This is a genomic window from Streptomyces cyaneofuscatus, from assembly GCF_033109485.1.
Taxonomy (GTDB): domain Bacteria; phylum Actinomycetota; class Actinomycetes; order Streptomycetales; family Streptomycetaceae; genus Streptomyces; species Streptomyces cyaneofuscatus.
Window position 1 is genome coordinate 7,705,640 of record NZ_CP137002.1, and the last position, 21,692, is coordinate 7,727,331.

Here is a 21,692-nt window from a genome sequence, read left to right on the forward strand (position 1 = left end):
GGCGCAGCGCCCCCGCACGCCTCGGTCCGGGCCGTCGGCGGCCGCGTCGTAGCGGGGGAGCGGGGGAACCTGTTCCCGCGCCCACCTTCTAAGCTGGGCGGATGCGCGTGAGGCCCACCGCCGGGGAGGCCGGACCGTCCGCGACCAGGGAGACCCGGTCGCTGCCCGCGCACGCGCCCGGTGCGGTCGACACCCCCTTCGTCATCAAGGGCTACGACGAGGTCGTCTCCCACGACACCCTCTGGGACGCGCACTCCCACCCCTTCCACGAACTGCTCTGGAACGAGCGGGGCGCCTCCTCGGCGGTGGTCGGCGAACGCATCTGGACGATCACCCCCGCCCTCGGCCTGTGGATGCCCGCCGGGACCCTGCACTCCGGGTCGGCGACGGCGGGGACCTGGTTCCGGGCGAGCTTCTTCGGCTTCCGTACGACGTCGTCGATCTCCGACACCCCGGTCGCCGTCGAGATCACCCCCTTGCTGCGCCTCCTGCTGGAACGGCTCGGCGAACCCGGCCTGGCCCCCTCCTCCCGGGCCGCGACCGAGGCGCTCGTGCTCGACGTCCTCGCGCCGTCGCCCCGCGAGCTGCTCGTCCAGGTCCCCACCTCCGCCCTCCTGCGCCCCATCGCGGACGCGGTCCGCGAGGATCCGGGCGACCAGCGGACGCTGGCGGACTGGGCGTCCGAGCTGGGGGTCAGCACCCGTACGGTCACGCGCGCTTTCAGCGCCGAGACGGGCACGAGCTTCGTACGCTGGGTCGCGACGGTCCGCGCCCAGCACGCGATCGGCCTGCTCACCCGGGGCTGGGACGTCGAGTCGGTCGCCGAACAGGTCGGCTACCGCTCCGCGAGCGCCTTCGGCGTGGCCTTCCGGCGGACCACCGGGCTGACCCCGGGCACGTTCCGGCCGGAGCTCACGCCCTGAGTCCACGCCCGGAACTCACGTCCCGAGCTCACGCCCTGAGCAGGCGGAGGCCGAGATCCGCCTCGTCGAGCCCGGCCAGGTCGCCGTTGCGTTCGGCCCACCGGCCGGAGGCGAGGTCGTCGCCGAGGCTGCGCACCGCACGCTCCTCCGCCTCCGGCCCGACTCTCGTCCACACCGACATCGCACGGCGCACCCGCTCCTCCAGATACGCCCCCGGCCGGCGCCAGTACGCCTCGAACAGGCCGTCGGTGCAGTCCCACGGGACGGGTACCGGCGCGGCGCGGCCGCCGATCGCGTCGGCCATCCCGGCGAGCGAGGGGAACTCCGCGAGGACGCCGGTGAACTCGGGCAGATAGTCGCGGGTGAGCCAGAACCGGTCCTGCCATCCGGGCTCGTCGGTGTCGAAGGTGAGCACCACCACGCGGCGGGCCACCCGCCGCATCTCGCGCAGCCCCGCGATCGGATCCTCCCAGTGGTGAACGGTGGAGACGGCCATCGCGACATCGAAGGAACCGTCCGCGAACGGCAGGCTCTCCGCCGCGGCGTCGACGCACGGCGCCGAGCCGGGGGGCCGCTGCCCCCGCATGACCGCCGACGGCTCCACCGCGGTCACCTGGCGGTCGGCGGGCTCGTAGGAGCCGGTGCCGGCCCCGACGTTCAGTACCGTCCGCGCGTCCCCGAGCGCGTCCCAGATCTGCGCGGCGATCCTGGGATCGGTCCGCCGGGTCGCCGTGTAGGCGTCGCCGATCGTGTCGTACAGCTGTGCACCGAGCACTTCCAGCTGCTCTTCCGGTGTCACCTTGAGCCCCCTAGCCCTTGTCCTGAGTTCCCTGTCGATGGCCGTCACCATCGCGTCGGCGCGATCACGCCGCTTCACCAGCAGGCCGCGCAGCCGGTGCAGGTGCGCGACCGCGTCGGCCGACGGGTCGTCGACCAGCTCCGCGATCTCCCGCAGTCCGAAGCCCAGCCGCCGGTAGGCCAGCACCTCACGCAGCCGTTCCACATCGCCCGCCGCATAGGCCCGGTACCCGGCGGCGGTCCGTGCGGACGGCCGGACCAGCCCGATGTCGTCGTAGTGATGCAGCGTGCGGACGCTCACACCGGCCAGCTCGGCCACGCGTCCCACGGTCCAGTGTTCTTCCACGGCACCGACTATGCGGCCTGACGCCACGTGAGGGTCAAGAGCCTTCCTCACCGCCCATCGCATGTCCTTATCGCTACAACACCTGTCTCAAACAGTTGATTGCGACAGTCGTACCTCCTCTCATAAAGTGCGAAGGCAAGCCTTACCTAAGCCGCTCTGCCTCCGCAGTGCACCCCTCCCACGACGGCGGCCCCTGCCCGGACGTGCGGGAAGCGGCACCCCGACCCTCCGGAAAGCCGGGTACTCACCCATGTCCTCACACCGCCTCCGCCTGCTCGCCGTGGCAGCCGCCCTCGTCTCCGTCGCCGCCTGCGGCGGGAGCGGGAGCGGTGACGCCGAGAACAAGAAGAGCGAGGGGAGCGCTGCCGGCGGCTTCCCGCTCAAGGTCGAGCACGCCCTGGGCACGACCACCATCCCCGCCGAGCCGAAGCGCGTCGCCACGGTCAACTGGGCCAACCACGAGGTGCCGCTGGCGCTGGGCGTCGTGCCCGTCGGCATGGCCTCCGCCAACTTCGGCGACGACGACGGCGACGGGGTGCTGCCCTGGGTCGAGGACCGGCTGAAGGAGCTCAAGGCCAAGACCCCGGTGCTGTTCGACGAGACCGACGGCATCGACTTCGAGGCCGTGGCCGACACGAAGCCCGACGTCATCCTGGCCGCGTACTCCGGACTGACCAAGAAGGACTACGAGACCCTCAGCGAGATCGCCCCCGTCGTCGCCTACCCGGACGCCGCCTGGGCCACCCCGTGGCGCGAGATCATCCGCACCAACAGCAAGGCGATCGGCCTCGCCGACGAGGGCGAGAAGCTGATCACGAAGCTCGACGGCGACATAGCGAAGACCGCCGCCAAGTACCCGCAGCTCAAGGGCAAGTCGGCGATGTTCATGACGCACGTCGACCCCAACGACGTCAGCGAGATCGGCTTCTACACCACGCACGACACCCGGACCCAGTTCTTCAAGGACCTGGGCATGACGACGCCGGGCAGCATCGCGAAGGCGTCCGAGGGCACCGACAAGTTCGCCCTCACCAAGAGCGCCGAGCAGATCGACGCGTTCGACGACGTCGACATCATCACCGGGTACGGGGACGACACGGGCGAGCTGCTGAAGACCATCAGCAAGGACCCGCTGCTCTCCAAGATCCCGGCCGTCAAGCGCGGCTCCACCTATCTCCTGCCCGGCAGCTCGCCCCTGGCCACCGCCGCCAACCCGACGCCCCTGTCGATCAGTTACGTGCTCGACGACTACGCCGCCGCCCTCGCCAAGGCCGCGGACAAGGTCAAGTGACCGCTTCCACCGACCGGCGCCCGCCGGACGCCACCATGGCCCGGCGTCCGGCGGGCGTCCGCACGCTCTGGCTCCTCGCCGCCGTCCTCGCGCTGGCCGCCGTCATGGTGGCGTCGATCGCCTTCGGCTCACGCGATGTGCCGTGGGCCGACGTCCAGGCGGCGCTCGGCGGCGCCGAGGAGACCCTCGGGCAGGCGGCGGCCACGAAGCGGATCCCCCGTACGGTTCTCGCGGTCGTCATCGGCGCGGCGCTGGGCCTGGCCGGTGGGGTGATGCAGGGCGTGACCCGTAACCCGCTGGCCGACCCCGGCATCCTCGGCGTCAACATGGGCGCTTCGCTCGCCGTCGTCACCGCCGTCGCGTTCTTCGGGCTCTCCTCGCCGACCGGCTACATCTGGGTCGCCATCGCGGGGGCTGCCCTGTCCGCCCTGTTCGTGTACACCGTCGGGACGCTCGGGCGGGGCGGGGCCACCCCGCTCAAGCTGGCGCTCGCCGGGGCCGCCACCTCGGCCGCGTTCGCCTCGCTCGTGAGCGCCGTCATCCTGCCCCGTAACGACATCGCCGGATCCTTCAAGCTCTGGCAGATCGGCGGCGTCGGCGGCGCCTCCTTCGAGCGCATCGGGCAGGTGGCGCCGTTCCTCGCGGTCGGCTTCGCCATCTGCCTGCTCTCCGCCCGCGCCCTCAACTCCCTCGCCTTGGGCGATGAGTTGGCGGCCGGGCTGGGTGAACGGGTCGCCGTCGCCCGGGCGGTGGCCGCGCTCGGCGCCGTACTGCTGTGCGGAGCGGCGACCGCCGTCGCCGGGCCCATCGGCTTCGTCGGCCTCGTCGTCCCGCACACCTGCCGGCTGCTCGTCGGCGTCGACCACCGTTGGCTGCTGCCGCTCTCGGCGCTGCTCGGCGCCGTCCTGCTCACCGCCGCCGATGTGGCCGGGCGGATCGTCGCGCGCCCGGCGGAGATCGACGTGGGCATCGTGACCGCGCTGATCGGCGCCCCCTTCTTCATCTACATCGTCCGCCGACAGAAGGTGCGTGCCCTGTGAGCGCCCCCGCCCTCACCCGGCCGGCCCCCCAGGAGGCGTCGCCCGCGTCCGTCGCGGCCGCCACCCGCCGCCGGATCCGCGGCGCCTCGCGCAGGCGCCTGGTGATCCTCGTCCTGGCCGTCCTCGTCGTCGCCGCGTTCGCCGTGACCCTGATGGCGGGCCGTACGTTCTACCCGCCCGGCGACGTCTGGCGCGTCATCCTCGGCGAGCAGGTGCCGGGCGCCTCCTTCACCGTCGGCCGGCTGCGGCTGCCGCGCGCGGTCCTCGCCCTGGTGGCCGGGTTCAGCTTCGGCCTGGCCGGTGTCACCTTCCAGACGATGCTCCGCAACCCCCTCGCCAGCCCCGACATCATCGGCATCAGCTCCGGGGCGAGCGCCGCCGCGGCCATCGCCATCGTCACGCTCTCCCTCGGCGAGGTGCAGGTCTCGGTCCTCGCCATCGCCGCCGGACTCGGCGTCGCCCTGCTCGTCTACTCCCTGGCGTTCCGGGGCGGGGTCGTCGGCACCCGGCTCATCCTCATCGGCATCGGCATCTCCGCCATGCTCGACAGCATCACCTCCTACGTCCTGTCCCAGGCCGCCGAATGGGACCTCCAGGAGGCGATGCGCTGGCTGACCGGCAGCCTCAACGGCGCCACCTGGGACCAGGTCCTCCCCGCCCTCGCCGCGGCCGCCGTCCTCACCCCGCTCCTCCTCGGCCAGGCCCGCAGCCTCTCCGCGATGCAGCTCGGCGACGACACCGCCTCCGCCCTCGGCGTACGGGTCGAACGCACCCGGATCACCGTCATCGTGGCCGCCGTCGGGCTCATCGCCTTCGCCACGGCGGCCGCCGGACCCATCGCGTTCGTGGCGTTCCTCTCCGGACCCATCGCGGCCCGGATCGTCGGCGCGGGCGGCTCCCTGCTGGTGCCCGCCGGGCTCGTCGGCTCGCTGCTGGTCCTCGTCGCCGACTTCACCGGCCAGTTCGCCTTCGGCGAGCGCTACCCGGTGGGCGTCGTCACCGGCGTCCTCGGCGCCCCCTACCTCGTCTACCTGATCATCCGCACCAACCGGGCGGGAGGCTCGCTATGACCACCGACCACCAACTGACCGCCGAAGACCTCACCCTCGGCTACGGCGACCGTACGGTCGTCTCCTCCCTCGACCTGGCCGTACCGCCTGGCGCGATCACCGTCATCGTCGGCGCCAACGCCTGCGGCAAGTCCACCCTGCTGCGCTCGATGTCCCGCCTCCTCGCCCCCCGCGAGGGCCGCGTCGTCCTGGACGGCAAGGAGGTGCACCGCCTCCCCGCCAAGGAACTGGCCCGTACGCTCGGCCTGTTGCCGCAGTCACCGGTGGCGCCCGAAGGCATCACCGTCTCCGACCTAGTGGGCCGGGGCCGCCACCCGCACCAGTCCATGTTCTCCCGCTGGAACGAGAAGGACGACGCGGCCGTGGCCTCGGCCCTGGAGGCGACGGCGACCGAACCCCTCGCCGACCGCGCGGTCGACGAACTCTCCGGCGGCCAGCGCCAGCGCGTCTGGATCGCCATGGCCCTGGCCCAGCAGACCGACCTGCTCCTGCTCGACGAGCCCACCACGTTCCTCGACGCCAGCCACCAGATCGAGGTCCTCGACCTGCTGACCGACCTCAACCGCTCGCGCGGCACCACCATCGTGATGGTGCTCCACGACCTCAACCTCGCCGCCCGGTACGCCGACCACCTCATCGCCCTCGCCGACGGCACGCTGCACGCCGCAGGCTCCCCGGCCGACGTGCTCACCGAGGCGACAGTCCGCGCGGTCTTCGGCCTGGAGAGCCGCGTCGTCGAGGACCCGGTCTCCGGCCGCCCCCTGATGCTGCCGATCGGCCGCCACCACGTGCGGGAGCGGCCGGGCCCTCAGGAGCCGAGCAGCGCGGAGCCGTACCAGTCCGAGGAGCCGGTCACCCCCGGCAGCGCGAGGAAGTAGCCGCCGCCCGTCGTGGTGCTGAAGTCGGCGAACCGCTCGCCCTCCAGCCGCTTCTGCACGGTCGCGAACTGCCGGGCGATGTCCCGCTGGTAGCAGCAGAAGACCAGCCCCACATCGAGGGTGCCGTCGGGCGCGAGGCCCCGGTCGATGTTGTAGCTCCGGCGCAGCAGCACCGAGTCCTCGCTCCCGGCGGTCCGCGGATTGGCCCGGCGGATGTGCGAGTCCAGCGGGGTCACCCGGCCCTCCGGGTCCCGCCCGTAGTCGGGCAGGTCGCTCTCCTTGCGTCCGTCGAGCGGCGCCCCGGTCGACTTGCGCCGGCCGAAGATCCGCTCCTGCTCGCCGAGGGGGACCCGGTCCCACGCCTCGGCCCGCAACCGGATGGTGCGCAGCACCTGGTAGCTCCCGCCGCGCGCCCAGCCCGGCCCCTCCGGCCCGACCCAGACCAGCCGGTTCATCTCCCGCGCGGACGCCGTGTCCGGGTGCGCGGTGCCGTCCTTGAAGCCGACGAACGACCGCGGCGCGCCCTCGGGGCGCGGCGGGTTGAGGAAGCCGTCGGTCCGCCACCGCGTCCGCAGCAGCCCCGAGGTCTCCCGCGCCAGATCCCGTACGACATGGAGGACGGCGTCCGGGTGCTGGGCGCAGACCTGCACCGAGAGATCGCCGTGGCAGCTCCCCGGCTCCAGCCGGTCCCCGGGGAACTCCGGCATCGGGACGAGTCCGGGCGGCCGTGCCCCCGCCAGCCCGTACCGTCCGTCGAACAGGGAGGCACCCACCCCGACGGTGATGGTCAGCCGGTCCTCCGGGCCCCGCACCGCCGCCACGTCCGGGTCCAGCGGGGTGACCCCGGCCGTCAGGGTGCGGCACCGCGCGGTCAGCTTCTTCAGGAGCGCCGCCAGTTCGGCCCGGTCGCGCGCGAGCACGTCGAAGGCGGCGAAACCACCGAACCGCTGCTGCCGGGTGAGGATCCCCGCCTGGTGCGCCCCGTGGAACGGCACCCGCCCGTCGTCGGCGCCGGCGACGGCCGCCGGCGCGCCGGAAGCGGCCCCCACCGCCACCGTGCCGGTCAGGCCCGCGGCCCCCACGACACTCGCGGCTCCCCGCACGAAGACCCGTCGGCCGGGACGCGTATCCCGGCGTTGGTCACTTTCCGTCATGGCCGTTCTCCTTCCGGGATCGCGGCGGTCTGCTCCGGCTCCTCGGCCCTACCGCGCGGAACGCCAGCTCAGCACGGTTTCCCCGGGCATGGCGGGTCGCTTGGGCCGGGCGGCTGAGCGCCGGGGCGTACGCCCCCCTGATCGGCTGACTGCGGAGGGTGAGTGACATGTTTCGCGGCCCGGCGGGGGACACAGGGGAGGTCTGTTCCCCGGCCCGGAGCCGGGACGGCCTCACACCCCGAACCGGCCATTGGGAGAACCTCGGTGGAGAACACCTCGGTGCAGCACGCCTCGGCGCAGGACACGGAAACCGTACGGAGCTGTCCGTTCGACTTCGCACAGCAACTGGAGTTCGACCCCCAGCTCAAGGAACTGCTGACCGAGGAGCCCGTCTCCCGTATCCGTATGGCGTACGGAGAGGGCGAGGCGTGGCTCGTCACCCGCTACGAGGACGTCCGGACGGTCACCACCGACCGGCGCTTCAGCCGCAGCGCCGTACTCGGCCGGGACTTCCCCCGGATGACCCCGGAGCCGATCGTCCAGGCCGAGTCCATCAACCTCATGGACCCGCCCGCCAGCAGCCGGCTGCGCAGCCTGGTCGCCAAGAGCTTCACCCCGCGCCGCGTCGAGCAGATGCGCGAGGGCACCCAGCGGGTCGTGGACCGGCTGCTGGACGGGATGGAGGACGAGGGCTCACCCGCCGACTTCGTCGCCCGGGTCTCCTCGCCGCTGCCGCTGATCACCATCTGCGAGGCCCTCGACATCCCCGAGGCCGACCGCCCGTGGCTCCGCGCCCACGCCATGACCATGATGAACGTCGGCGCGGCGGGCAAGGAGGACGCCGTACGGGCCAAGGCCGAACTGCGCGGCTACTTCACCGAGCTGACCGCCGAGCGCCGCCGCTCCCCGGGCGAGGACCTCATCTCCACCCTGGCCACCGCCCGCGACGGCGACGAACTGCTCGACGACAAGGAACTCGCCGTCATGGCGATGGTCCTGCTCATCACCGGCCAGGACACCACCACCTACGAACTCGGCAACATCGCCTACACCCTGCTCACCCGGCCCCAGCTGCTGAAGACGCTCCAGGCGGAACCGGAGCGGCTGCCCCGCACCATCGAGGAGCTGCTGCGGTACATCCCGTTCCGCAAGGGCGTCGGCATCCCCCGGATCGCCCTGGAGGACGTGGAGCTCGGCGGGGTCGCCATCAAGGCCGGCGACGTGGTCCATGTGTCGTACCTGACGGCCAACCGGGACTCCGCCAAGTTCGACCGCCCCGACGAGCTGGACCCCGACCGGCCGTCCGTCCCGCACATGACGTTCGGCTGGGGCGCCCACCACTGCCTGGGCGCGCCGCTCGCCACCATGGAAATGGAGGTGGCCTTCGCCACGCTCCTGGCCCGCTTCCCGGCCCTGCGTCTCGACGCGGAGCCGGAGGACATCCGGTGGAACACGACGTCCATCTGGCGTTACCCACTGGCTCTGCCCGTCACCTGGTGACGAGAGCCTCCGCTCCCAGATACGAGGAGAACCCATGGCGACCCTGTGCCGACCGGCCATCGCTGTGCCCGAACACGTCATCACGATGCAGCAGACCCTGGAGCTGGCCCGGGAGACCCACCACGGGCACCCCCAGCGCGACCTCGTCCTGAGGCTCATCCGGAACACCGGAGTCCAGACCCGGCACCTGGTCCAGCCGATCGAGGAGACCCTCAAGCACCCCGGCTTCGAACTCCGCAACCAGGTGTACGAGGCCGAGGCCAAGACCCGGGTCCCCGAAGTGGTGCGGCAGGCCCTGGCCAACGCCGGGACCGAACCGGCCGACATCGATCTGATCGTCTACGTCTCCTGCACGGGCTTCATGATGCCCTCGCTGACCGCCTGGCTCATCAACACCATGGGGTTCAGACCCGAGACCAGACAGCTGCCCATCGCCCAGCTCGGCTGCGCGGCCGGCGGCGCGGCGATCAACCGGGCGCACGACTTCTGCCGCGCCTACCCCGACTCCAACGTCCTCATCGTCTCCTGCGAGTTCTGCTCGCTCTGCTACCAGCCCACCGACATCGGCGTCGGATCGCTGCTCTCCAACGGCCTGTTCGGGGACGCCGTCTCCGCCGCCGTCGTACGGGGGCAGGGCGGCACCGGCATGAAGCTGGAGCGCAACGGCTCCCACCTGGTGCCCGACACCGAGGACTGGATCTCCTACGCCGTCCGCGACACCGGATTCCACTTCCTGCTGGACAAGCGGGTGCCCGGCACCATGGAGATGCTCGCGCCGGTCCTGAAGGACCTGGTCGACCTGCACGGCTGGTCGGTGCCCGCCATGGACTTCTTCATCGTCCACGCCGGCGGCCCGCGCATCCTGGACGACCTCTGCCACTTCCTCGACCTGCCGATGGAGATGTTCCGCTACAGCCGGGCCACCCTCACCGAACGCGGCAACATCGCCAGCTCCGTCGTCTTCGACGCGCTCGCCCGCCTCTTCGACGACGGCGGTGCGGCCGAGTCGGCGCAGGGCCTGATCGCCGGATTCGGACCCGGCATCACCGCCGAGGTCGCGGTCGGCAGCTGGACGCACCACGACCCGGCCGTCGACCCCGACCGGGAGCTGGCGGACCTGGAGCTCGACGCGGGCGTTGCGCTGTCCGGCTGAACCCGTGTTAAGGCGCCGCAGGCGGCGGGGACGAAGGACCGGGTATTCGCGCTTCGCGGCCGCACACCCGCACCGCGGACGTAACCCCACCCAAGGAGACCTGCATGCGCCTGCGCGCCCGATGGGCCCCGGCCGCCCTGCTGCTGATCGCCCCGCTGATCGGCACCACCCCGGCCACCGCCGACACCGGACCGGAAGGGGTCCCGGTGGAGCGGTCCGCCCGGGCCGTCCCCGGGCAGTACATCGTCACCCTGGAGCCCGAACTCTCCCCGGACACCGTCCTGGAGGAGTTCGGGCTCCGCCCGTTGTTCACGTACGGGAATGTCCTGCACGGGTTCGCCGTCACCCTCACCGCCACCGAACTGGAGGCTGTCCGGGCCGTCCCCGGTGTTCTCGCCGTCGAGGAGAACGCCGAAGTGGCCGTGGAGACGCCCCGGGCTGGCGGCCTCTTCCGGGCCCCCGCGGCCACCTGGGGCACCGACCGGATCGACCAGCGCGCCCTGCCGCTGGACGACACCTTCACCACCACCGCCACGGGTGACGGCGTGAAGGTGTACGTCGTCGACACCGGGATCGAGGCCGGTCACGCCGAGTTCGGCAGCCGGGTCGTCAAGGGCTACGACGCGGTCGGCGACGGCCGTGACGGGCAGGACTGCAACGGCCACGGCACCCATGTCGCCGGCACCGTCGGGGGTTCCGTCTCCGGGGTGGCGAAGGACGCCTCCCTGGTCGGCGTGCGGGTCCTGAACTGCCAGGGGCGCGGCACCTGGGCCGGCATCATCGCCGGGTTCGACTGGGTGGCCAAGGACGCGGCGGGCAGCTCGACCCCCGCCGTCCTGAACGCCTCGCTCGGCGGGGCCCGCTCCCGGGCCGTCGACGCGGCCGTCGAAGCCGTCGCGGACGCGGGCGTCCTGCCCGTCGTGGCGGCGGGCAACGAGGACCAGGATGCCTGTGACGTCTCCCCGGCCGCGGCCGACGGCGTGGTCACGGTGGGCGCGAGCGACCGCCAGGACCGGGAGACCGCGTTCAGCAACTGGGGCTCGTGTGTCTCGCTCTACGCTCCCGGCGCCGACATCGTCTCCGCGAAGCTCGGCGGTGGCACCGTCTCCCTGAACGGCACGTCCATGGCCAGCCCGCACGTCGCGGGAGTCGCCGCCCTGTACAAGCAGGACAACCCCTCGGCCACGCCGGCAGCTGTCACGCGCTGGCTGACCGACACCGCCACCCCCGACGTGCTCTCCGGCCTCGGCCAGGGCTCGCCGGATCTGCTGCTGTACACCGGCGGCCTCTGACACACCGCCGGCCGGGGCCGGTGAGCGACGGCCGAGGGGCCTTCCGCTCACCGGCCCCTTCTGCGTCCGGCTGTTGCCGGAACAGTGGACGGTCTCTCATTTCTCTGCAACTCTCTGACCGCACAACGCAAAACCGAGCCGTAGTGCGTGCAGAATCGCGTGTTTCCTGACTACGGATCCAGAGCCGCGCCCTCGTCGCGCCGTGCGCCGAGGCCGAAGATCGGGGAGCTATGAGAGCCCAACGCTGGAGATGGCGGGCGATATCCGCCTTGGTCACGACCAGTCTTCTGATGATCGGCTGGCCGTCGCTCACCGCTTCGGCGGCCGACGGCCCCAACCTCGCCGCGGGCCGGGCCGCGGCCGCGAGCAGCGCTCATGCCGAGTACCCCGCACCCAACATCACCGACGGCAACGCGTCGACGTACTGGGAGAGCGCGGGCGGCAACCTGCCCCAGTGGGTGCAGACCGACCTCGGCTCGGCCGCCCGGGTCGACGAGGTGACGCTGAAGCTCCCGCCGTCCTGGGAGAGCCGCACGCAGACCCTCTCCCTCCAGGGCAGCGCCGACGGCACCAGCTTCGCCACCCTGAAGAGCTCGGCGGCCTACTCCTTCAGCCCGGGCTCCGCCAACGCGGTGAAGGTGACCTTCCCGGCCACGCTGACCCGCTTCGTCCGGGTCCACATCACCGCCAACACCGGCTGGCAGGCCGCCCAGCTCTCCGAGCTGGAGGTCCGGGCGGCAGCCGCATCGTCGGGCAACCTCGCCGCCGGAAAGACGCTCAAGGCCAGTAGCAGCAACGGAAGTTACTTCGCCGCCAACGCCAACGACGGCAATCGGGCCAGCTACTGGGCGAGCCGCGAGAACGACTTTCCGCAGTGGATCGAGGCCGACCTCGGATCGTCGGTCCGGGTGGACCGGGTCGTCCTGCGCCTCCCCGACGGCTGGGCGGCCCGCAGCCAGACGCTGAAGCTCCAGGCATCCACCAACGGCACGGAGTTCACCGACCTCACCGCCTCCAAGGACTACCGCTTCGACGCGGCGGGCGGACAGTCGGCGACGATCTCCTTCGATCCCACGACCACCCGGTACGTACGCGTCCTGGTCACCGCCAACTCGGGCAGCACCTCGGCCCAGTTGGCCGAGCTGGAGGTCTACGGCCCCGCGACCGGCGACACCCAGGCCCCGACCGCACCGGCCGACCTGGCGTTCACCGAGCCCGCCACCGGCCAGATCCGGCTGACCTGGAAGGCCGCCACGGACAACACCGGCGTCACCGGCTACGACGTCTACGCGAACAACACCCTGCTGGCCTCCGTCGCGGGCAACGTCACCACCTACACCGACACCCGGCCCGCCGGGCAGACGGTCTCCTACTACGTGCGCGCCAAGGACGCGGCGGGCAACGTCTCGCCCAACAGCAACACCGTCACCCGCACCGGTGACACGGGCGACACCCAGGCCCCCACCGCCCCCACCGCACTGGCCTTCACCGAACCGGCCGCCGGCCAGATCCGGCTCACCTGGCAGGCGTCCACCGACAACAAGGGCGTCACCGGCTACGACATCTACGCCAACAACGTGCTGCGCGGCTCCGTCGCGGGCAACGTCCTGACGTACACCGACACCCAGCCGGCCACCACCACGGTCAGCTACGTCGTCCGGGCCAAGGACGCGGCGGGCAACGTCTCCACCGACAGCAACACCGTGACCCGCAACGGCTCCACGGGCGCCGCCTCCAACCTCGCGGTCAACAAGCCGATCACGGCCTCCTCGGTGGTGCACACCTTCGTCGCCGCCAACGCCAACGACAACAGCACCTCCACCTACTGGGAAGGCGCGGGCGGCAGTTACCCCAACACCCTCACCGTCCAGCTCGGCTCCAACGCCGACACCCAGAGCGTCGTCGTCAAGCTCAACCCGGACAGCAGCTGGGGCCCGCGCACCCAGCGCATCGAGGTCCTGGGCCGCGAGCAGAGCTCCTCGTCCCTCAACTCCCTGGTCGCCGCGAAGGATTACGCCTTCAGTCCGGCGAGCGGCAACACGGTGACCATCCCGGTCTCCGCCCGCGTCGCCGACGTCCAGCTGAAGTTCACCGCGAACAGCGGCTCCGGCGCCGGCCAGGTCGCCGAGTTCCAGGTGCTGGGCGCCCCGGCGGCCAACCCCGACCTCCAGGTCACCGGCATCACCGCGTCGCCCGCCACCCCGGTGGAGTCCGACACCATCACCCTGACCGCCACCGTCCGCAACGCGGGCGCGCTCGCCGCCCCGGCGAGCAAGGTCGAGTTCCGGCTCGGCGACTCCAAGACCGCCACCGGCAACGTCGGCGCCCTGGCCGCCGGCGCCTCCACCCAGGTCAGCGCGTCCATCGGCGCCCGGGGCGCGGGCAGTTACGTCCTGAGCGCGGTCGCGGACCCGGACAACGAGGTCATCGAGCAGAACGAGACCAACAACACCTACACGGCCGCCTCCCCGCTGGTCGTGCAGCCGGTCTCCAGCTCCGACCTGGTCGCGAGCTCCGTCACCACCTCACCCTCCGCCCCGGCGGCCGGCAACACGGTCACCTTCTCCGTCGCCATCAAGAACCAGGGCACCATCGCCTCCGCCGCCGGCAGCCACGGCATCACGCTCACGCTGCTGAACTCCCAGGGCGCCACGGTGAAGACCTTCACCGGCGCGCACAACGGGGTCATCGCGGCCGGCGCCACCACCGCACCCGTCACCCTCGGCACCTGGCCCGCCGCCAACGGCTCGTACACCCTGCGCACGGTCCTCGCGGCCGACGCCAACGAGCTCCCGGTCAAGCGCGAGAACAACACCTCCACCGAGTCCCTCTTCGTCGGACGCGGCGCCAACATGCCGTACGACATGTACGAGGCGGAGGACGGCACCACGGGCGGCGGCGCCCAGGTCGTCGGCCCCAACAGGACCGTCGGCGACATCGCGGGCGAGGCCTCGGGACGCAAGGCCGTCACCCTCAACAACAACGGCAACTACGTGGAGTTCACCACCAGGGCGGCCACCAACACCCTGGTCACCCGGTTCTCCATCCCGGACTCCGCGGGCGGCGGGGGCATCGACTCCACGCTGAACGTCTACGTCGACGGCACCTTCCTCAAGGCGATCGACCTCACCTCCAAGTACGCCTGGCTGTACGGGAACGAGGCCGCACCCGGCAACTCCCCGGGCGCCGGAGCGCCCCGCCACATCTATGACGAGGCCAACGTCATGCTGGGGAAGACCGTCCCGGCCGGGTCGAAGATCCGGCTCCAGAAGGACGCCGCCAACTCCTCCCGGTACGCCATCGACTTCGTCAGCCTGGAGCAGGTCGCCCCGGTCGCCAACCCGAATCCCGCCACGTACACCGTGCCGGCCGGGTTCACCCACCAGGACGTCCAGAACGCCCTGGACCGGGTCCGCATGGACACCACCGGCACCCTGACCGGTGTCTACCTCCCGCCGGGTGAGTACAGCACGGCCAGCAAGTTCCAGGTGTACGGCAAGGCCGTCAAGGTGGTCGGCGCCGGGCCCTGGTACACCCGGTTCAACGCCCCCGCCACCCAGGACAACACCGACATCGGCTTCCGGGCCGAGGCCAGTGCCAAGGGGTCCTCGTTCGCGAACTTCGCCTACTTCGGCAACTACACCTCCCGCATCGACGGTCCTGGCAAGGTGTTCGACTTCTCCAACGTGTCGGACATCGTCATCGACAACATCTGGAACGAGCACATGGTGTGCCTCTACTGGGGCGCCAACACCGACAACATCACCATCAAGAACTCCCGGATCCGCAACATGTTCGCCGACGGCATCAACATGACCAACGGGTCCACGGACAACCTCGTGACCAACAACGAGGCCCGCGCCACCGGTGACGACAGCTTCGCGCTCTTCTCGGCGATCGACGCCGGGGGAGCGGACATGAAGAACAACATCTACGAGAACCTGACCTCGATCCTCACCTGGCGGGCGGCAGGCGTGGCCGTCTACGGCGGCTACGACAACACCTTCCGCAACATCCACATCGCCGACACCCTGGTCTACTCCGGGATCACGGTCAGCTCGCTGGACTTCGGCTACCCGATGAACGGTTTCGGGACCCAGCCGACGAAGATCGAGAACGTCTCGATCGTCCGGTCCGGCGGCCACTTCTGGGGCTCGCAGACCTTCCCCGGGATCTGGCTCTTCTCCGCCTCCAAGGTGTTCCAGGGCATCCGGATCTCGAACGTGGACATCGTCGATCCGACGTACAGCGGCATCATGTTCCAGACGAACTACGTCGGCGGACAACCGCAGTTCCCGATCAAGGACACCGTGCTCACCGATGTCTCGATCTCCGGTGCGCGCAAGAGCGGTGACGCCTTCGACGCCAAGTCCGGCTTCGGGCTCTGGGCGAACGAGATGCCGGAGGCGGGCCAGGGTCCGGCGGTCGGTGAGGTCACCTTCAACCGTCTGAAGCTCAGCAACAACGCCCAGGACATCAGGAACACCACCTCCACCTTCAAGATCAACCTCAACCCGTAGGGAGGAGTCGGCAGACCGTACGAAGGGGCGCCTCCCGTTGGCTGGGAGGCGCCCCTTCCGCGTACATTCCTTGCATCAAGAAGTCTGAGAATTGCATAGTTTACGTTAGCCTTGCGGTCATGACGCGACGACTTGCTCAGGTTGCCAAGAAGGTTGGGGTCAGCGAGGCCACGGTGAGCCGGGTGCTCAACGGCAAGCCCGGGGTGTCCCGCGCCACCCGGCAGTCCGTGCTCACGGCGCTGGACGTCCTCGGCTACGAGCGGCCCACCCAGCTGCGGGGGGAACGGGCCCGGCTGGTCGGCCTCGTCCTGCCCGAGCTCCAGAACCCGATCTTCCCGGCCTTCGCCGAGGTCATCGGCGGCGCCCTCGCCCAGCAGGGACTCACCCCGGTCCTCTGCACCCAGACCAAGGGCGGCGTCTCGGAGGCGGATTACGTGGACCTCCTGCTCCAGCAGCAGGTCTCCGGGGTGGTCTTCGCCGGCGGCCTCTTCGCGCAGGCGGACGAGGCGCACGAGCACTACCACCGGCTCGCCGAGCGGCGCATCCCCGTCGTGCTGATCAACGCCCCGATAGAAGGCCTCGACTTCCCCTGCGTCTCCTGCGACGACGCCGTCGCCATCGAGCGCGCCTGGCGCCACCTGGCCTCCCTCGGCCACGAGCGCATCGGCGTGGTGATCGGCCCGTCCGACCATGTGCCCTCCCGCCGCAAGCTGGCGGCGGCCCGTTCGGTCGCCGAGGCCACCGGAGGGCAGCTGGCGGAGGAGGACATCGAACGGTCGATGTTCTCGCTGGAGGGCGGGCAGGCCGCCGCCTCCCGGCTGCTGGAGCGCGGCGTCACCGGCATCATCTGCGCCAGCGACCCACTGGCGCTGGGCGCGGTCCGGGCGGCCCGCAGGCGCGGCCTCGGGGTGCCGTCGGACGTCTCGGTCGTGGGCTTCGACGACTCGGCCTTCATGAACTGCACCGAACCCCCGCTCACCACGATCCGCCAGCCCATCGAGGCCATGGGCCGAGCGGCCGTGGAGCTGCTCTGCGCGGGCATCCAGGGCGGTGCGGTGCCGCCCGGGGAGCTGCTGTTCGAGCCGGAGCTGGTGGTACGCGGCTCGACCGCGAAAGCGCCCCGCTGAGGCACGGTGCCCCCGTGGCCGCCGACTTGTGCGTACAGCTGTCGCCCACTTGCGTAACATGCGGGAAATTCTGCGTTCATCCGACGGCCCCGCTCCAGGCTCCGCGATCCGCCCGGTCACCCCGCGTCCGGCACGATCGCGGGGCGGCAGGCGCTGCGGCAGAGTGGGCAGCATGGACGACCTCAACGCACTCGCCGAGGAGCACCTGACCGCCGCCCGCGCGTCCGCACACGGCCGCAGCGCGCATCTCCTCATCCAGGAACCGCCCCTGCGCCAGACGGTGATCGCCCTCACCTCCGGCTCGGCGCTCGACGAACACAACGCCCCGCCCGCCGCCTCCCTCCTGGTGCTGCGCGGCACGGTCCGCCTCACCGCCGGCTCCGGCGACGCCGAGCTCCCGGCCGGCACGCTCCACCCGGTCCCGCAGGAGCGGCACGGGCTGCTGGCCCTCCAGGACGCGGTGGTCCTGCTCACGGCCGTGAACGACTGACCGCCCGTCGACGGCTCACCGCGCGCCGACGAGGCACGGAACAGACGACCCACGGAGCATCCGGGAAGGCCGTACGGCCCGGGCAGGTGTGTCCGGGCCGGGACGTGGCAGGAGAGGATCGAGGGAAGCCGGGGCGTCCGTCGGACGAGCACCCCGCCCGCCGCGTCCGACCACGTCCCCGGAGAACCAGCTTGACCACCCAGACCGCCGCAGCCGCGGAACGCACCGCCCCCGCCGCCGGGCGCCCCCGCACGCCGCGCCACTGGCTGACCGCCCTGCGCCGCACCCCCCTCTCGCTGTGGAACGACGACATCACCGACTGGGCCGCCGCCCTCACCTACTACGCGATCCTCGCGCTGCTCCCGGCCCTCCTCGTCACCGTCTCCGTGATCGGCCTCGCCAACCCCGACGCGACCACCGCCCTGATCGCCGACATCACCGCCTTCGCCCCCGCCGAGTCCGGGGAGGCCCTGCGCCGCCCGCTGGAGGCCGCCACCGAGAAGCGCTCCGCCGTCTGGCTGCTCGTCGCGACCGGATCCGTCAGCGCCGTGTGGTCCGCGTGCAGCTATCTCGCGGTCTTCCGCCGCGCGATGCACGCCATGCACGGTGTGCGGGACAACCGCCCGCCCCTGCGGCAGGCGCACATCATCGTCGTCTCGGCGATCGGTCTGCTCATTCTTCTGATGACCAGCGCCTTCGCCCTCGTGATGACCGGCCCCCTGGCCCGCTGGCTCGGCCGCCGCGTCGGCCTGCCCCACGAGGGCGAGACCCTGTGGGTGGTCCTGAAGTGGCCGGTGCTGCTCTGCCTCGTCGCCTGCCTGATCATGGTCCTCTTCAGCACCGGCCCCCGCTCCGCGCGCGGTGTCCGCCGGGGCCTGCCCGGCGGCGTGCTGGCCGCGTTCCTCTGGTTGACCGCGTCGGCCCTGTTCGCCCTGTACGCGACCCAGGTCGGCAGCTACAGCAGGCTCTACGGCTCCCTCGCCGGCCTGGTCGTCTTCCTGATCTGGGTCTGGTTCGCCAACCTCTCGCTGCTCGCCGGGGCCCAGTTCAACGTGGAGCTGGACCGCCCGCAGCCGGTGAAGGCGCCGGAGCCGAAGGAGGACCCCGCTACGGCCGCAGGATGAGGCGGACCGGGTCGCCCTCCTTGGTCTCCATCCGCCGCACCGCCGTCGCCGCCTCCTCCAGCGGCAGTACGTCGGTGATCGACCGGGAGAAGTCCAGCCGCCCGCCCTCGGCGAGCCGGACGAGCTGCGCCACATGGTGCTCCTCGGAGCCGTAGTGCCCCAGGATCCGGTGCTGGAGATAGCTGAACCGGGTGGAGTGGGCGACCGTCAGCGGCTGGTCGCTCAGCCCCACCAGCACCAGGCGCCCCTTCGGTGCCAGCACGCCCAACGCCTGCTCCCGGACGGCGGGTGCGCCCGCGAAGTCGAAGGCCGCCTCCAGGCCCGCGCCGCCCGTCGCCCCGAGCACCTGCTCCCGCAGCAGCGGGTCGCCGGAGTCCAGCGCCAGATCGGCCCCGAAGTGCAGGGCCCGGTCGCGGGCGGCGGGGGCCGGGTCCACCGCGATCACCGGGTACGCGCCCACCGCCCGCAGGAGTTGCACGGCGTGCGCCCCGAGCCCGCCCGCGCCCCACACCCCGACGGCCTGCGCCGGGCGCACCTCACCGGTGGCGGTGACCGCCGCCCAGGGGGTGGAGACCGCGTCCGGGATGATCGCCGCCTGGTCGAGGGGGAGCGTGAGGGGCAGGGCGACCAGGGTGGCGACGGAGGCGAGGGCGTACTCGGCCCAGCCGCCGTCGTAGTCGACACCCCGCGTGTGGGTCCGGCCTCCGCGCCGCTCGCCCGCCTGGAGGACCACCCGCTGCCCGGCGCTCCAGCCGTCGACCCCCGGTCCCAGCGCCTCGACCGTCCCGGCCACCTCATGGCCCAGAGTGACCGATTCTGCTTCGAGATACAGGGGCGTGAGCGTGCCGTCGACAAGATGCACATCGGAGAGACAGACCCCGGCCGCCGCCACCTTCACCAGCACCTCGCCGGGCCCCGGCACCGGCTTCGGCACCTCCTCGACGGAGAGCGTGCGGGTGGGCAGGTGCAGGCGCACGGCGCGCATGCGGTCCATGGCGGGGTCCTTCTCGTGACGGCGTGACGGTTCGATCCGGTCACGGGCCACGGGACCCGGCCGGTCAGGCCTTCGAACGGTATCCGGCCACGATCGGCATCGTCTCGCGCAGCACCCGCACACTGTCGTTCGACGCGTCGCCGAGCCGGTGACCCTTCCAGAGCCCCTCGGCGCTGGAGAACCGGCTGATGCGCTTGCAGTGGGTGCCGCACGCGGCGCGGTACGCCATGAGGGTGTAGTGCCGCCCGTCCTCGGTGATCCAGCCGGTGTTGTACGGGCGGGTGCGGCTCACATTCATCGACCCGCCGCCGTCCGTCGCCAGCGTCGTGCGGTCGTGGGCCAGGCCCAGGTTGTGCCCGATCTCGTGGCTCGCCGAGTCCAGCTCGATCCCGTCGACCTCGACGACGGCGTACGCGTACTCGTCGGACGAGCTGTCGAGAGCGGACGTGTAGTCCGCCGTGCCGCCGCCGCGCTCGGCCCGCTCCACGACGAGCGTCACCAGATCGGCGCCGTACCGCTCACGCTGCTCGTGCACCTGGCGCCCGAGCCCGGAGGTGTGGTCCTTCAGTACGGCGTACGCGGCGCGGAACTCCTCCGAGCCGTCGTAGCCCTTCGCCGTGTACGGATGGACGACCCGGATGATCCCGCAGAGCCCGTCCGCGGCCAGCGAGCGGTTCATCCGGGTCGCGATCCGCTGGGCCGACGCCGGAACCCGGTGCTCGCCGCCGAGCCGCTCCGCGGCCTTGGGCGTGTGGACCACCAGGACGTCGACGACGGGACATCTCATCGCTCCCGAAGCCGCCGCCGGAGTGGCCGGGGCGCTCGCCGACGTATCGGTGAGGAACGGGGCGGCACAGAGGGACGCCGCGATGCCGACAGCCAGAACCGCTTTCAGGAGAGGTGCGCGCATGGGGAGTTGGCTCCATCCGGAGAGGGCGGGCGGAGGGGGTTGCCCTGGTCGCTGAACGTGCCTCTTTCTAACACTCAGTGACCCCGGCCGCCTGTCGCGCCGGATACCGGGTGGTACGAAGGTTGGTGCCGGGCCGAGGGGTGTCGAGGTGAAGAGGTGGGCAGGTACACCTGTACGAACTCGCACAAGCGGTACGGCAGTCGGTGGCAGAGGGGCGTGTGTGGCGTGACGGAACAGAGCGAATGGCGTTTCTCCGACGACCGGGGTCAGCTGTCGACGGCACCCCGGCGGCCCGAGCGGGTGCTCGCCTACGTCCAGGCCGGGGCGACGCTGTGGGGCCTCGGCATACGGCCGCAGGCGATCTTCGGCTCCGACCACGACGGCCCCGACCCCGACCGCGCCAAGACCGGGACGCTCCCGCTGGACGAGGTCGCGTACGTCGGCGCGGGCAGCGGGCTGGACGTGGAGCGGCTGCTGAGCGGCCGGCCGGATCTGGTGGTCGCGGTGAGCTACGGCAACGGCCATGTGTACGGGCTGGCGCCGGAGACCGCCAAGCCGCTGGAGGAGCGGGTCCCGGTCGTCGTCATCGATGTCAGCCAGGCCCGGACGTTCGAGGAGATCGGCGACCGGTTCGCCGAACTGGCCCGCTCGCTCGGCGCCGAGGACCGCGCCGACGCGGACGCCGACCTCGACGCCGCCCGGGAGCGGCTGCGGACGATCGCCGCCGCCGGAACGCCCCGCGTGCTCGCCCTCTCCCCGGCCGGACCCGACCAGGCCCATGTCGCCCGCCCCAAGATGTGGCCCGAGCTGCGCGTCCTGACCGAGCTCGGCGTTCACCTGGTGGAGCCGGCCCCGGGCCCCGGGGCCAACTGGTCCACCCTCGACCGGGCGGACACCTTCGCGCTGCGCCCCGACGTGATCCTCACCGACATCCGCGCCCACGCCGCCCCGCTCGACGAACTGCGCGGAGACGAGTACGGCGCGGCGCCCGTCGTGCCGTGGAACCCGGAGCCCCTGTACGGGCCCCGCGACCACGCCCGCTTCCTCGGCCTGGTCGCGGACGCGCTGGAGGGGTAGGCGCG

Annotated in this window: 17 protein-coding genes; 13 read left to right on the forward strand and 4 right to left on the reverse strand. The window is 71.8% G+C overall.

All coding sequences use genetic code 11. The features are described 5' to 3' along the window. Positions 1–101: 101 nt before the first annotated feature. The gene (locus R2B67_RS34105) at positions 102–923 is read left to right on the forward strand and encodes a helix-turn-helix domain-containing protein (protein WP_317824214.1); all 822 of its coding nucleotides are present in this window, start codon (positions 102–104) and stop codon (positions 921–923) included. Between the two features lie 28 nt (positions 924–951). Here R2B67_RS34105 and R2B67_RS34110 read toward each other — a convergent pair whose 3' ends face one another. Further along, entirely contained in the window at positions 952–2,049 is a 1,098-nt protein-coding gene (locus tag R2B67_RS34110; protein ID WP_317825025.1) for a MerR family transcriptional regulator, read from the reverse strand. Between the two features lie 268 nt (positions 2,050–2,317). On the opposite strand from R2B67_RS34110, the gene R2B67_RS34115 reads away from it, so the two are divergent. Genes R2B67_RS34115 through R2B67_RS34130 form a run of 4 tightly spaced genes read left to right on the forward strand, consistent with a single transcriptional unit; the run spans position 2,318 to position 6,346 of the window. After that, positions 2,318–3,358 (forward strand): iron-siderophore ABC transporter substrate-binding protein, encoded by a 1,041-nt coding sequence (locus R2B67_RS34115; RefSeq protein ID WP_317824221.1) that lies wholly within the window; start codon positions 2,318–2,320, stop codon positions 3,356–3,358. Positions 3,359–3,393: 35 nt separating this feature from the next. Further along, positions 3,394–4,398, forward strand: a complete 1,005-nt coding sequence (locus R2B67_RS34120; RefSeq protein WP_237329349.1) for a FecCD family ABC transporter permease — start codon at positions 3,394–3,396, stop codon at positions 4,396–4,398. Then, positions 4,395–5,468, forward strand: a complete 1,074-nt coding sequence (locus tag R2B67_RS34125; protein ID WP_317824228.1) for a FecCD family ABC transporter permease — start codon at positions 4,395–4,397, stop codon at positions 5,466–5,468. Before R2B67_RS34120 ends, R2B67_RS34125 begins: the two co-directional genes overlap by 4 nt. Next, entirely contained in the window at positions 5,465–6,346 is an 882-nt protein-coding gene (locus R2B67_RS34130; protein WP_317824246.1) for an ABC transporter ATP-binding protein, read from the forward strand. The genes R2B67_RS34125 and R2B67_RS34130 overlap by 4 nt, the downstream gene beginning before the upstream one ends. Here the strand turns inward: R2B67_RS34130 and R2B67_RS34135 are convergent. Beyond that, positions 6,277–7,428: a Dyp-type peroxidase gene (locus R2B67_RS34135; RefSeq protein WP_317825030.1), complete on the reverse strand. Its 1,152-nt coding sequence runs from the start codon at positions 7,426–7,428 to the stop codon at positions 6,277–6,279. The two genes, R2B67_RS34130 and R2B67_RS34135, sit on opposite strands and share 70 nt — an antisense overlap. Before the next feature lie 336 nt (positions 7,429–7,764). On the opposite strand from R2B67_RS34135, the gene R2B67_RS34140 reads away from it, so the two are divergent. The 7 genes from R2B67_RS34140 (at position 7,765) to R2B67_RS34170 (ending at position 18,706) form a co-directional block, all read left to right on the forward strand. Beyond that, positions 7,765–9,000 carry a cytochrome P450 gene (locus R2B67_RS34140; protein ID WP_317824253.1) on the forward strand — a complete coding sequence of 412 codons (1,236 nt, stop codon included), beginning with the start codon at positions 7,765–7,767 and terminating at the stop codon, positions 8,998–9,000. A 19-nt stretch (positions 9,001–9,019) separates the two neighbouring features. Beyond that, positions 9,020–10,153, forward strand: a complete 1,134-nt coding sequence (locus tag R2B67_RS34145) for a type III polyketide synthase (RefSeq protein ID WP_317825032.1) — start codon at positions 9,020–9,022, stop codon at positions 10,151–10,153. Positions 10,154–10,257: 104 nt separating this feature from the next. Further along, on the forward strand, positions 10,258–11,445 hold the full coding sequence (locus R2B67_RS34150) for a S8 family peptidase (RefSeq protein WP_317824254.1): 1,188 nt from the start codon (positions 10,258–10,260) through the stop codon (positions 11,443–11,445). 230 nt (positions 11,446–11,675) lie between these two features. Continuing rightward, on the forward strand, positions 11,676–15,965 hold the full coding sequence (locus R2B67_RS34155; RefSeq protein WP_317824258.1) for a discoidin domain-containing protein: 4,290 nt from the start codon (positions 11,676–11,678) through the stop codon (positions 15,963–15,965). Between the two features lie 119 nt (positions 15,966–16,084). Continuing rightward, on the forward strand, positions 16,085–17,092 hold the full coding sequence (locus tag R2B67_RS34160; RefSeq protein ID WP_317824264.1) for a LacI family DNA-binding transcriptional regulator: 1,008 nt from the start codon (positions 16,085–16,087) through the stop codon (positions 17,090–17,092). Positions 17,093–17,264: 172 nt separating this feature from the next. Further along, on the forward strand, positions 17,265–17,582 hold the full coding sequence (locus tag R2B67_RS34165; RefSeq protein WP_109976627.1) for a cupin domain-containing protein: 318 nt from the start codon (positions 17,265–17,267) through the stop codon (positions 17,580–17,582). A 191-nt stretch (positions 17,583–17,773) separates the two neighbouring features. Beyond that, positions 17,774–18,706: a YihY/virulence factor BrkB family protein gene (locus tag R2B67_RS34170; RefSeq protein ID WP_317824266.1), complete on the forward strand. Its 933-nt coding sequence runs from the start codon at positions 17,774–17,776 to the stop codon at positions 18,704–18,706. Here the strand turns inward: R2B67_RS34170 and R2B67_RS34175 are convergent. Beyond that, complete coding sequence (locus tag R2B67_RS34175; RefSeq protein ID WP_317824268.1) at positions 18,690–19,700, reverse strand: zinc-binding dehydrogenase; 1,011 nt, start codon at positions 19,698–19,700, stop codon at positions 18,690–18,692. The genes R2B67_RS34170 and R2B67_RS34175 overlap by 17 nt on opposite strands. 64 nt (positions 19,701–19,764) lie before the next feature. Then, positions 19,765–20,610, reverse strand: coding sequence for a M12 family metallo-peptidase (locus tag R2B67_RS34180; RefSeq protein ID WP_317824270.1), 846 nt, complete (start codon positions 20,608–20,610; stop codon positions 19,765–19,767). Between the two features lie 225 nt (positions 20,611–20,835). Here R2B67_RS34180 and R2B67_RS34185 point away from each other — a divergent pair, with 225 nt between their 5' ends. Next, positions 20,836–21,687: an ABC transporter substrate-binding protein gene (locus R2B67_RS34185; RefSeq protein ID WP_317824271.1), complete on the forward strand. Its 852-nt coding sequence runs from the start codon at positions 20,836–20,838 to the stop codon at positions 21,685–21,687. Positions 21,688–21,692: the final 5 nt, after the last annotated feature.

Coding starts and splice junctions, on each gene's coding strand:
- R2B67_RS34105 (WP_317824214.1), top strand. CDS start 102: ATGCGCGTGAGGCCCACCGCCGGGGAGGCCGGACCGTCCGCGACCAGG.
- R2B67_RS34160 (WP_317824264.1), top strand. CDS start 16,085: ATGACGCGACGACTTGCTCAGGTTGCCAAGAAGGTTGGGGTCAGCGAG.
- R2B67_RS34180 (WP_317824270.1), bottom strand. CDS start 20,610: ATGCGCGCACCTCTCCTGAAAGCGGTTCTGGCTGTCGGCATCGCGGCG.
- R2B67_RS34165 (WP_109976627.1), top strand. CDS start 17,265: ATGGACGACCTCAACGCACTCGCCGAGGAGCACCTGACCGCCGCCCGC.
- R2B67_RS34120 (WP_237329349.1), top strand. CDS start 3,394: ATGGCCCGGCGTCCGGCGGGCGTCCGCACGCTCTGGCTCCTCGCCGCC.
- R2B67_RS34130 (WP_317824246.1), top strand. CDS start 5,465: ATGACCACCGACCACCAACTGACCGCCGAAGACCTCACCCTCGGCTAC.
- R2B67_RS34155 (WP_317824258.1), top strand. CDS start 11,676: ATGAGAGCCCAACGCTGGAGATGGCGGGCGATATCCGCCTTGGTCACG.
- R2B67_RS34150 (WP_317824254.1), top strand. CDS start 10,258: ATGCGCCTGCGCGCCCGATGGGCCCCGGCCGCCCTGCTGCTGATCGCC.
- R2B67_RS34175 (WP_317824268.1), bottom strand. CDS start 19,700: ATGGACCGCATGCGCGCCGTGCGCCTGCACCTGCCCACCCGCACGCTC.
- R2B67_RS34115 (WP_317824221.1), top strand. CDS start 2,318: ATGTCCTCACACCGCCTCCGCCTGCTCGCCGTGGCAGCCGCCCTCGTC.